This window comes from Roseovarius aestuariivivens, from assembly GCF_004761875.1.
In the GTDB taxonomy this organism is placed as follows: Bacteria; Pseudomonadota; Alphaproteobacteria; order Rhodobacterales; family Rhodobacteraceae; genus Roseovarius; species Roseovarius aestuariivivens.
This window is the reverse complement of record NZ_SJEY01000004.1, coordinates 234,547-246,206: the sequence shown is the minus strand read 5'-3', so window position 1 is coordinate 246,206 and position 11,660 is coordinate 234,547. Positions and strand designations below refer to the sequence as shown.

Annotated in this window: 10 protein-coding genes; 4 read left to right on the top strand and 6 right to left on the bottom strand. The window is 63.9% G+C overall.

Features of this window, described 5'->3' with window-relative positions; all coding sequences use genetic code 11:
• Nucleotides 1-8 precede the first annotated feature (8 nt).
• The 4 genes from EZV60_RS08715 to EZV60_RS08700 are packed head-to-tail and all read right to left on the bottom strand — an operon-like array spanning nt 9 to nt 3,862.
• Entirely contained in the window at nt 9-809 is an 801-nt protein-coding gene (locus EZV60_RS08715) for a hypothetical protein (protein ID WP_135504432.1), read from the bottom strand.
• A gap of 56 nt (nt 810-865) precedes the next feature.
• On the bottom strand, nt 866-1,741 hold the full coding sequence (locus EZV60_RS08710; RefSeq protein ID WP_135504430.1) for a F0F1 ATP synthase subunit gamma: 876 nt from the start codon (nt 1,739-1,741) through the stop codon (nt 866-868).
• 15 nt (nt 1,742-1,756) lie between these two features.
• Nucleotides 1,757-3,295 carry a F0F1 ATP synthase subunit alpha gene (gene atpA, locus EZV60_RS08705; protein WP_135504428.1) on the bottom strand — a complete coding sequence of 513 codons (1,539 nt, stop codon included), beginning with the start codon at nt 3,293-3,295 and terminating at the stop codon, nt 1,757-1,759.
• Nucleotides 3,296-3,862, bottom strand: a complete 567-nt coding sequence (locus EZV60_RS08700) for a F0F1 ATP synthase subunit delta (protein WP_135504426.1) — start codon at nt 3,860-3,862, stop codon at nt 3,296-3,298.
• 436 nt (nt 3,863-4,298) lie between these two features.
• Here EZV60_RS08700 and EZV60_RS08695 point away from each other — a divergent pair, with 436 nt between their 5' ends.
• Nucleotides 4,299-4,658 carry a VanZ family protein gene (locus tag EZV60_RS08695; RefSeq protein WP_135504424.1) on the top strand — a complete coding sequence of 120 codons (360 nt, stop codon included), beginning with the start codon at nt 4,299-4,301 and terminating at the stop codon, nt 4,656-4,658.
• Here EZV60_RS08695 and EZV60_RS08690 read toward each other — a convergent pair.
• Nucleotides 4,655-5,398 (bottom strand): class I SAM-dependent methyltransferase, encoded by a 744-nt coding sequence (locus EZV60_RS08690; protein ID WP_135504699.1) that lies wholly within the window; start codon nt 5,396-5,398, stop codon nt 4,655-4,657. The genes EZV60_RS08695 and EZV60_RS08690 overlap by 4 nt on opposite strands.
• Nucleotides 5,399-5,461: 63 nt before the next feature.
• Between EZV60_RS08690 and gloB the strand changes: the two genes are divergently transcribed.
• The 3 genes from gloB to EZV60_RS08675 all read left to right on the top strand — a co-directional run bounded on the left by gloB (nt 5,462) and on the right by EZV60_RS08675 (nt 9,682).
• Nucleotides 5,462-6,229, top strand: a complete 768-nt coding sequence (gene gloB / locus EZV60_RS08685) for a hydroxyacylglutathione hydrolase (RefSeq protein WP_135504421.1) — start codon at nt 5,462-5,464, stop codon at nt 6,227-6,229.
• Nucleotides 6,230-6,380: 151 nt separating this feature from the next.
• Nucleotides 6,381-8,714, top strand: coding sequence for an ATP-dependent Clp protease ATP-binding subunit ClpA (clpA, locus tag EZV60_RS08680; protein WP_135504419.1), 2,334 nt, complete (start codon nt 6,381-6,383; stop codon nt 8,712-8,714).
• Nucleotides 8,714-9,682: a M23 family metallopeptidase gene (locus tag EZV60_RS08675; RefSeq protein WP_135504417.1), complete on the top strand. Its 969-nt coding sequence runs from the start codon at nt 8,714-8,716 to the stop codon at nt 9,680-9,682. Before clpA ends, EZV60_RS08675 begins: the two co-directional genes overlap by 1 nt.
• On the opposite strand, the gene EZV60_RS08670 is transcribed toward EZV60_RS08675, so the two are convergent.
• Entirely contained in the window at nt 9,669-11,657 is a 1,989-nt protein-coding gene (locus tag EZV60_RS08670) for a peptidoglycan -binding protein (RefSeq protein ID WP_135504414.1), read from the bottom strand. The genes EZV60_RS08675 and EZV60_RS08670 overlap by 14 nt on opposite strands.
• Between the last annotated feature and the right edge of the window lie 3 nt (nt 11,658-11,660).

Here is an 11,660-nt window from a genome sequence, read left to right as displayed (position 1 = left end):
TTTTTCGATTATGAGGCGAGTTTTCTGCGAATCTGTTTTTTCCGACGGTCGATGAACCGCTCGAATCTAGATCGGCGTTCAAAGAAAAATCGCTTTATGTTGCGGTGTTTACCCAGAAAAATAATCGTGCTCGGTGCTCTCAGAGTATCCGAGAGCCCAAGTCCGGTGTATTTTTCCTCAAAAGCTTCGAGGCACTCATAAAGCGCATCGCTCGTCCCGCCTGCGCTCTTGTGCTGCACAAGGAACGGGATGACGTACGCGGTGCCGCCGGAAATGCGCGCCAGGATGCACATATCCGTCGCGAAGAGATGGAAGCCCGAAAGATCGGCCGACGGTCTGAGGCCGTTCTTAAGCACCAGGAAGTTTTCATCGAGGCTTTCCACCTGTGTCTGCGACTCCAGACGGTATTCCCCATGCGGATCGTTGATATGCGCCTTGAAGGCGAATTTTCCGTTCGCCAACGATGTGAAGCCCGCGTTTCCTGCGATCTGCCACCGCGGATCCGCCTGCTCCAGCTCCTGAAGAAGCTCGACCAACTGATCAAGCGTATCTTCGGTCGCCTCGACATCGTCATGCACAAAGATGATGTAACGCCCGTCAAGCTCTTCCCGCAGCAGATGCAGCGCGGAATACCCGTCGGCGATGTTACCATGTGTGTTGTCGATCGCATGAAACCGGCACGCCGGATCCTCAAACCCGACAGAGCGGAAGCTGTTGACCATCGCCTCGTATTTTTCATGGCTCGATACGAGGGTCAGAAACGAAAAGAGCGGTTTGCTCATATCGTCATAGTCGGCGGGAGCCGTCATGCACCCACCTGAGACCTCGTCGCGATGCCAATGAATTGCTTCAGCGGTCATTGTGCCTACAGCGCCTCTGCGCCCGAAATGATTTCGATCAGCTCGTTGGTGATGACGGCCTGACGCGAACGGTTGTATTCGATGGTCAGCTTGTCGATCATCTCGCCTGCGTTGCGCGTCGCGTTATCCATGGCCGACATCCGGGCACCCTGTTCCGAGGCGCCGTTTTCCAGCAGGCCGCTGAAGATCGCCATCGCCACGCCGCGTGGCAGCAGATCGCGCAGGATCTCTTCCTCGCTCGGCTCGAAATCATAGAACGTCTCTTCATCGGTTTCCTCGACGTCCTCGACATCGAACGGGATCACCTGTTGTATGGTCGGCTTTTGCGTCACCACGTTTTCGAACTCCGAGTAGAAGATCTTGGCGACGTCGAATTCCTCGTTGTCGAAACGTTCCAGCACGTTCTTGGCGATCTTTTGCGCGTCGGCATAGCTTACGTTCTTCACGTCGGTCATATCGACATGGTCGATATAGAGATCCGAGAAATCACGCTTGAGCGCATCGCGCCCCTTTTTGCCCACGGTGATGATCTTCACCGTCTTGCCCTTGCTCTTGAGCGACTCGATCTCGGTCCGCGCAAGACGGGCGATATTCGAGTTGAAGCCGCCGCAAAGACCGCGCTCGGCGGTCATGACGACCAGCAGATGCACATCGTCCTTGCCGGTGCCCGACAGAAGGCGCGGCGCATTCTCCGCGTCGCCGACCGATGCGGCCAGCTTGGACATGACCGCGTTGAACCGCTCGGCATAGGGGCGGGCCATCTCGGCCGCGTCCTGTGCCCGCCGCAGTTTCGCGGCGGCCACCATTTGCATGGCCTTGGTGATCTTGCGGGTCGATTTGACCGACTCGATCCTGTTTTTTAGGTCCTTCAGACTCGGCATTGCCTCGTCACCCCCTTATCCAAAGTCGGCTGCGAACTCTTCGATAGCCGCCTTGAGCTTGTCCTCGGCGTCACCCTTGATCTTCGGATCCTCATCGGTGAGCCAGTCGAGGATGTCCTTGCGCTTGGTGCGCATGTGATTCAGCAGACCTTCCTCGAAACGCCCGACCTGATCGACCTTGATCTTGTCGAGATAGCCGTTGGTGCCGGCATAGATCACACAGACGATCTCGGCATTGGTCAGGGGCGAATATTGCGGCTGCTTCATCAGCTCTGTCAGACGCTCACCACGGTTCAGCAGGCGCTGGGTCGAGGCGTCGAGGTCGGAGCCGAACTGCGCAAAAGCGGCCATCTCGCGGTACTGCGCGAGGCTCAGCTTAACCGGGCCGGCGACGGATTTCATCGCGTTGGTCTGCGCCGACGAGCCCACACGAGACACCGAAAGACCGGTGTTCACGGCGGGGCGGATGCCCTGATAGAACAGTTCCGTCTCAAGGAAGATCTGACCGTCGGTGATCGAGATCACGTTGGTCGGAATAAAGGCCGACACGTCGCCGCCCTGGGTTTCGATGATCGGCAGCGCCGTCAGCGACCCACCGCCATTATCCTCGTTAAGCTTCGCCGACCGCTCCAGCAGGCGGGAGTGGAGGTAGAAAACGTCACCCGGATAGGCTTCACGGCCCGGCGGGCGGCGCAGCAGCAGCGACATCTGGCGATAGGCCACGGCCTGCTTCGACAGGTCATCGTACACAATCAGGGCATGGCGGCCATTGTCGCGGAAATGCTCGGCCATCGCGGTCGCGGAATAGGGTGCGAGATACTGCAGCGGTGCGGGCTCGGACGCGGTCGCGGCGACCACGATGGAATATTCCATGGCGCCGTTCTCTTCGAGCTTCTTCACCAGCTGGGCCACGGTGGACCGCTTCTGGCCAATGGCGACGTAAACACAGTAAAGCTTCTTGTTCTCGTCGTCGCCCGCGGCGTCGTTATAGCTCTTCTGGTTGAGCATCGTGTCGAGCGCCACGGCGGTCTTGCCGGTCTGACGGTCGCCGATGATAAGCTCCCGCTGGCCACGGCCGATCGGGATCATCGCGTCCACGGATTTGAGGCCGGTGGCCATCGGCTCGTGCACGGATTTACGCGGGATAATGCCCGGTGCTTTCACGTCGGCGACGCCGCGCGTGTCGGTCTTGATCGGGCCCTTGCCGTCAAGCGGGTTGCCCAGCGGGTCGACCACGCGTCCCAGAAGCGCGTCACCGATCGGTACGTCCACGATGGACTTGGTGCGCTTGACGGTGTCGCCTTCCTTGATCGCCCGGTCCGAGCCGAAGATCACGACGCCCACGTTGTCGGCTTCGAGGTTAAGCGCCATGCCCATGATGCCGCCCGGGAACTCGACGAGTTCGCCGGCCTGCACATTGTCGAGGCCGTGCACGCGCGCGATCCCGTCACCCACCGAAAGAACGCGGCCCACTTCGGCCACTTCGGCGTCCTGACCGAAATTCTTGATCTGGTCCTTCAGGATCGCAGAAATCTCTGCAGCTTGGATACCCATTTATCCGACCTCTTTCATTGCATTCTGTAGGGAATTGAGGCGCGAACGGATCGAGGTATCGATCATCTTCGAGCCAACCTTGACGACAAGACCGCCGATGAGGCTTTCATCGACGGTCGCATTGATTTTCACGTCCTTGCCCACGGTCTTCTTGAGCGTTTCGGCAAGCGATTTGGACTGGGCGGCGGTCAGCTTGACGGCGCTGGTCACATCGGCGGTCACCTCGCCCTTGTCATCCGCGATCATCTCGCGCAGCTGGCGCACAAGCTGCGGCAGCACGAAAAGACGGCGCTTGGACGCCATCAACGCGAGACCCTTCTTGAGTTCGGGGACAAGGCCCATCTTGTCCGCCACGGCCGTGATCGCGGCCTGCTGCTCGCTGCGGCTGACCACCGGGCTGGCGATCAGGTCGCGCAGGTCGGCGCTGGCCTCGTAGGCGGCGGAAAGATCGGTCAGGTTCTCTTCGAGCTTGGCCAGAGACTTGGCTTCCTTGCTAAGCTCGAAAATCGCGGTGGCATAGCGCTCTGCGATGCCGGTAGAGATCGAAGCTGGTTCGGACACGTCCACCCTTCCGGTTATCTATCCCCTCGCGTGCAAGAAAGACGGCACGATGGCCGCCTGGAACGAGAGGTTTGGAGACGGTGATCGCGAAATCACCGGAATTCGGCAGGGGTGTAGCAGAGCCGCCCCGGTCGGGCAAGCCGCTTGGGGCCGGGCGTGCGCCAAGGGATATTTCGCGATTTCAATGACTTACCTGAACTGCGACTCAATGCGCATGAATCGAGTGTTAAAAAATGACTGTTTCGGACAGGTTTTTTCGATTCCCCCATGCCGCATCTGCACAATCCACCGTCAAGAAGCCGCAAATCACGTTACCGCTATCACTCCAGCCCCAGCCTCCGCACCCCGAGCCGGCGGCGTAAATTCTGGCAAATGCGATACGTTTCCCGGCGCTAAAGTGCGGCCCAGCCCAATCCTTTTGCATTTCTTCCATGGCTGGCGCATGTCTTCGCGCATGGTCCGTGCCGCTGCATATCTCACCTGCCTGATCGCTCTCGGCATCGCGTGGGGCACGCTAAGGCCCCCCGGGCCGGAAGGGCCGCAATGGATCCTGACCGACAAGCATCTGCACGCCGGCGCCTTCGCCCTTCTAGTGCTGCCGCTGGCTTGCGTCCGCCCGCGGCTCGCCCTGCGCCTCGCGCCGCTCGCCTTGATCTACGGCGGGCTGATCGAGGTGATCCAGCCAAGTTTCGGACGCGGCGCGGAATGGCTTGACTTTGTGGCCGACGGCGTCGGCGTGGCTGCGGGGCTCGCGTTCGGCTGGATCCTTCATCGTCTCGGAATGGGTCTGCGGCGCGGCTAGACGGGCTTGGCCGAGGGCTTCGGCTGCAGGACTTCCAGCGGCTTGCGCACCGTGTCCTTGATCGCCGTGCCGCTTGTCGGGGCATGCACGCGTTTGCTGGCCTCTACGATCAGGATACCGCCCGCCATCACCCAGGACAGCCGTCCGCCCATGCGCTCCCACACACCCGCCGTCTTGCGCCAAAGTCGCCGCTCGGACGGGACCTGGTACAACGTGGTCTCGTGCCGTTCTGGCAGAAACCCGTGGGATTTCAGCTGTGTTTCAAGCTGCGTCTGGCTATAGGGCCGGCCAAACCCGAATGGCGTGCGATCCGAGCGCGACCAAAGACCCGCGCGGTTGGGCACCACGAAAAGCGCAGAGCCCCCCGGGCCAAGCACGCGCCAGCATTCCTCCAGAAGATCACCTGGCCGGTCGCAGGTTTCCAGCCCGTGCACCAGCAAGAGCTTGTCCACGCGTCCGGTTTCCAGCGGCCACAGCGTTTCTTCGCAGAGCACGCTCACATTGGGCGCATCCTGCGGCCAGCGGATCACGCCCTGCGGCGCGGGCATCAGCCCCACGACCCGGCGACTGGTTTCCAGATAGGGCCGCAGGAACGGCACGGCAAAGCCGAACCCCGCCACGGTCTGCCCCTTGGCCTCGGGCCACAAGGCGCGGATCTCGCTGCGCAGCACCTTTTGCGCCGCGCGGCCCAGCGCGCTGCGGTAATAGAAATTACGCAAATCCTGTACGTCGAGATGCATTGCAGCCCGGTCCATGTTCGGTCACTCTCGGGCCCAACTCTAACGGCGAATTGGGAAAAGACCATGACCTTGCAGATTGAAACCGTACCCTGCCTGTCCGACAACTACGCCTATCTCGCCCACGATCCCGAGACCGGCGAAACGGCGGTGATCGACGTGCCCGAGGCCGCGCCGATCCTCAAGGCGCTAGGCGACAAGGGCTGGACCGCGAGCCTCGTTCTGATCACCCACCACCATGCCGACCACGTGCAGGGGCTCGACGAACTTCTGGCGCGCCACCCGGCCAAGGTGGTCGGCCACGCCGCCGACGCCGCGCGCCTGCCCAAACTCGATCTTGCGCTCAATGACGGCGACACCGTCAGCATCGGCAACGAGACAGGCAAAGTGATCGACGTCTCGGGTCACACGATCGGTCATATCGCCTTTCATTTCCCGCAAAGCGCGGTGGCCTTCACCGCCGACAGCCTGATGGCTTTGGGCTGTGGCCGGGTCTTCGAAGGCACCATGCCGCAGATGTGGGAAAGCTTGTCTAAGCTCGCCGCGCTACCGCCCGAGACGACGATCTGCTCGGGTCACGAATACACCCAGGCCAACGCCCGCTTCGCGCTCACCATTGACCCCGACAATTCCAAGCTTATTTCAAGAGCAAAAGAAGTCGAGGCCGCCCGCGACAAGGGCGGGCCCACCGTGCCTTCGAAACTGTATGAAGAGTTGGCGACAAACCCGTTTCTGCGCGCCGCCGATCCCGCAGTGCAGGCGCATCTGGGCATGACGGGAGCCGACCCCGCCGAAGTCTTCGCTGAAATCCGGACACGCAAGGATAATTTCTGATCACACAAAATGAGCAAATACAGGGGATCGACGGGAAAAGTGATCGGATACAGTGAAAAAAACCTTGAAGGCGCGGCGGGATCGACCAAACTTTAACCGTATAAGGCAAAGGTAGAAACACTCGCCGACGCCCAGAAAAAGGAGCACCACCGTGCCGTCATTCTCGAACACGCTGGAACAGGCAATCCACGCGGCGCTGGCGCTGGCCAACGCCCGGCAGCACGAATTCGCGACGCTCGAACATCTCCTGCTCGCCCTCATCGACGAACCCGACGCCGCGCGCGTCCTCAAGGCCTGCAGCGTCGACACCGAGGATCTGCGCACGACGCTGGTGGAATTCATCGACGACGATCTGTCCAACCTGGTCACGGATATCGACGGGTCCGAGGCCGTGCCGACCGCGGCCTTCCAACGCGTGATCCAGCGCGCGGCGATCCACGTCCAAAGCTCCGGCCGGACCGAAGTGACCGGCGCCAACGTGCTCGTGGCGATCTTCGCCGAGCGCGAGTCGAACGCCGCCTATTTCCTTCAGGAACAGGACATGACGCGCTACGACGCGGTCAACTTCATCGCCCATGGCGTGGCGAAGGACCCCGCCTATGGTGAATCGCGCCCGGTTCAGGGCGTCGACGGTGCCGAGAACGAAAACGCAAAATCCGAAACCGAGTCCGATCAGGTCGAGAGCGGGGAATCCGCGCTCGCCAAATACTGCGTCGACCTCAACGAGAAATCGCGCAAGGGCGATGTCGATCCGCTGATCGGCCGCGACAGCGAGGTCGAGCGCTGCATCCAGGTGCTCTGCCGCCGGCGCAAGAACAACCCGCTCCTCGTGGGCGATCCCGGCGTGGGCAAGACCGCCATAGCCGAAGGCCTCGCGCACAAGATCGTGCAGGGCGAAACGCCCGAGGTCTTGTCCAAGACGACGATCTTCTCGCTCGACATGGGCGCGCTTCTGGCCGGCACGCGCTATCGCGGCGATTTCGAGGAACGGCTCAAGGCCGTTGTGACCGAGCTCGAGGCGCATCCCGACGCGGTGCTGTTCATCGACGAGATCCATACCGTCATCGGCGCCGGCGCCACTTCGGGCGGCGCGATGGACGCCTCCAACCTCCTGAAGCCCGCGCTTCAGGGCGGCAAGCTGCGCTGCATGGGCTCCACCACCTTCAAGGAGTTCCGCCAGCATTTCGAGAAGGACCGCGCCCTGTCGCGGCGCTTCCAGAAGATCGACGTGGTCGAGCCGACCGTCGAGGACGCGATCAAGATCCTCAAGGGCATCAAGCCCTATTTCGAGGAGCATCATTCGGTCAAATACACCAATGACGCCATCAAGTCGGCAGTGGATCTGGCTGCGCGCTACATCAACGACCGCAAGCTGCCCGACAAGGCCATCGACGTGATCGACGAGGCGGGTGCCGCCCAGCATCTGGTCGCGGCCTCCAAGCGGCGCAAGTCCATCGGGACCAAGGAAATCGAGGCCGTGGTGGCCAAGATCGCCCGCATTCCGCCCAAGAACGTCTCCAAGGACGATGCCGAGGTGCTCAAAGATCTTGAGGCCTCGCTCAAGCGCGTGGTCTTCGGCCAGGACAAGGCGATCGAGTCGCTGTCCTCGGCGATCAAGCTGGCCCGCGCGGGCCTGCGCGAGCCGGAAAAGCCCATCGGCAACTACCTCTTCGCCGGCCCCACCGGCGTAGGCAAGACCGAGGTCGCCAAACAGCTCGCCGACACACTCGGCGTGGAACTGCTGCGCTTCGACATGTCGGAATACATGGAAAAGCATGCGGTCAGCCGTCTCATCGGCGCGCCTCCGGGCTATGTCGGCTTCGATCAGGGTGGTCTGCTGACCGATGGCGTCGATCAGCACCCGCATTGTGTGCTCTTGCTCGACGAAATTGAAAAGGCGCACCCGGATGTGTTCAACATCCTCCTGCAGGTGATGGATCACGGCAACCTGACCGATCACAACGGCCGCACGGTGAACTTCCGCAACGTGGTCCTGATCATGACCTCGAACGCCGGCGCTGCCGAACAGGCCAAGGCCGCCATCGGTTTCGGCCGCGACCGCCGCGAGGGCGAGGATACCGCCGCGATCGAACGCACGTTCACGCCGGAATTCCGCAACCGTCTGGATGCGGTCATCTCCTTCGCGCCGCTGCCGAAAGAGGTGATCCTGCAAGTGGTCGAGAAGTTCGTGCTTCAGCTCGAGGCGCAATTGATGGATCGCAACGTGACCATCGAACTCACCAAGCCCGCCGCCGAGTGGCTGGCCGAAAAAGGCTATGATGACAAGATGGGCGCGCGCCCGCTGGGCCGCGTGATCCAGGAGCACATCAAGAAGCCCCTGGCCGAGGAACTGCTCTTCGGCAAGCTCGCCAAGGGCGGAGTGGTCAAGGTGGGCGTCAAGGACGGCAAGATCGACCTGCGCATCGACGGCCCCGACCGCCCGCGCCTGTCGGGCGGCAAGCCGCCTCTGCTCACCGCAGAGTAATGAAATTCACCGCCGGCGCGATCCTCGGGCTCACGCTCGCCGCGCCGGCGCTGGCCGATCCCCCGGCCCTGTCGCTGCCCATCGACTGCACTCTGGGCACCACCTGCTACATCGAGGATTACGTTGACCTGGATCCGGGCCCGGATCAGCGTGACTATACCTGCGGCCTGAAATCCCGCGACGGACATCGCGGAACGGATATCCACCTGCTTTCGTTCGAGGCGATGGAGGCCGGCGTCGACGTGCTGGCCGCCGCGCCGGGGCGCGTGGCCGCCATGCGCGACGGCATGCCCGACACGCCCGTCACCGCCGCCACCCGCGCCGAGATCGCGGGGCGCGAATGCGGCAACGCTGTGCGGATCGACCACGGCGACGGCTGGCAAACGCTTTACTGCCACATGAAAAACGGCTCACTTTCGGTGCGCGAGGGACAAGAGGTCGAGACCGGCATGCCCTTGGGGCAGGTCGGCCTCAGCGGGCTGACCAACGCCCCGCATATCCACTTGTCCGTGCTGAAAAACGGCGCGGTTGTCGATCCCTTCCTGCCCGAGGCCATCGATGGCGCCTGCGGCAGCGCCGTGGGCGACGGGCTCTGGCACGACGCGCCGGCCTATGATCGCGCGGGTCTTTTCACCGCCGGGTTCTCCACAACGGTCCCGGAATTCGACGCCGTCAAATCCGGCGACGCGCGCGTGACCGATGCCGCACCGAATGCGGCGCTGGTGCTTTACGGGCATGTCTTCTATGCCCGCCCCGGCGACACGCTCGCCCTCTGGGCCGATGGCCCCGGCGGGCGTATTTTCGAAACCGAACTGTTGCTCGACGCCCCGCAGGCGCAGCTCTTCCGCGCCTATGGCCGCCGCGCGCCCGCCGGCGGCTGGTCGCCCGGCATCTATCGCGGCTATGTTCGGCTTGACCGCGACGGCCGGATCATCGCCAGTCGCCACGCCAACATCACCGTTCGGTAAGCTTCAACTCGATCCGCCGGTTCTGCGCCCGCGCCGCGGCCGTATCCGCGCCATTCACCGGCTGGAACTCGCCAAAGCCATTGGCCGCCAGCCGCGCGGGCGGAAGACCCTGCGCGTCGATCAGATAGCGCACGACCGAAAGCGCGCGCGCCTGGCTCAGCTCCCAGTTATCGGCGTATTGCGCGCCGGGCCGCAGCGGGATGTCGTCGGTATGCCCGTCCACCCGCAGCACCCAGTCGATGCCCTGCGGAATTTCGTCGATCACGTCGCGCAGGATGCCCGCCACCCGCGCCACCTGGGCACGGCCCGCGTCGCTCAATTCCGCCTCGCCCGGCGCGAAGAGCACCTCGGAGGAAAAGACGAACCGATCCCCCTCGATCCGGATCCCCTCGCGCGATCCCAGAACCTCGCGCAGCCGCCCGAAAAACTCCGAACGGTAGCGCTCCAGATCCTCGCGCTCCGCCTCCAGCCGGCGGCGCTCCGCCTCTTCCAGCTCACGGCGGCGCCGTTCCTCGGCGGCCACGCGCGCCAGCGCGGTGTTCAGCTCGTTGCCCAGCGACTGCAGCTGCACCTCGGCGGCGGCCTCGCGGACCTGCGCATCATCGAGAAGCGCCTGCAACTGCCCAAGCTGTTCACGCAGCGCGCTCACCTGTTGGCTCAGCAGCGCCTGCTGGCGCTGCGCCTCGGTGGCGATCTCTTCCTGCTCGGACAATTCCCGCCGCGCTTGCGCCAGAAGCGCGGCTCGCTCCTCGGCCGCGCTCAAACGCGCTTCGGCGTCGCGTTCGGCGGCCAGCCGGGCGGCCAGCGCCGCGCGCAGTTCGGCCCGCACCTCTTCGGCGGTCATCTCCACAGTATCGCGTTCGGCCTCCAGCGCGGCGATGCGCGCCTGCGCGGCCTGCAAATCGGCCTCGCGCGCGGCCAGCCGCGCCTGCAGATCCGACACCGTGCCCGCCTGCGCGCTCGCCTCGGCCTCGGCCTCGCTCAATCCGGCGCGCGCCGCGCTCAACTCGGCCTCCAGCCGCGCCACCTCGGTCTCGGCCTGCGCCGCCCGGTCCCGCAGGCCCGCCACCTCACCCGAGGCGCTGCGCGCCTCGTCAAGCGCCAGGATCGCGGCGGTCAGGCGCGTATCGAGATCCTCCTGCGCCGCCTCGGCCGCAGCCAAAAGCGCCAGCGTGTTCTCCGCGCGCTGCCGCTCTTCCTCAAGCGCAAGCGTCATCGCACTCAGTTCGGCATCGGCATCCTCCAGCCGCGCCCGCAACGCCTCCGCGGCCGCCGCCTCGGCCAGCCGCGCGGCTTCCTCTTCGCTCAGCGCGCCCTGCAAATCATCGACCCGGACCGTCAGCGCGGCCTGCGCCGCATCGTCATCGGCGGCCTGCCGGCGCAGATCCTCGATCAGTGCCTGCAACGCCTCGCGCCGCGCCGCGGCCAGCCGCGCGGCCTCGGTTTGTGCGTCGACCTCTTCGCGCAGGCCGGCCAGTGCCAGGTTGAGCTGCTCCTGCTCGCTCAAAAGGGTCTCGTTGGTCTGCTCAAGCTCGGCCACCTGCCCCAGCGCCTTATCGCGCTGCGCCAGCAGGCTCGCCACCTGCGCCTCGAAACTGGCGATCCGGCCCTGAGCCGCCTCCAGCGCCGCCTCGGCCTCGGTGCTCCGGCTCCGCAGCGACGCGATCAGCGCCTCCTGCTGGGCCTGCCGCTCGCGCGCGTCGCCCAGCGTGCTGGTCAATTGCCCCACCCGCTCGGTCAAGCTGGCGGTCTTGTCCTGTTCAAGGCCCAGCGCCCGCGCCAGCGCCGAGACCTCCGCCGATAGCTCATCAAGCTTGCTGGCCTGTCCGCTGATCGTCTCGCGCAGCACGAACTGCACCACCATGAAAATGGTCAGCACGAACATCAGCACCAGCAATAGACCCGTCATGGCGTCCACGAAGCCGGGCCAGATCGACGCCTGGAACCGGGCACCGGTGCGTCGAGACAGGGCCATCGG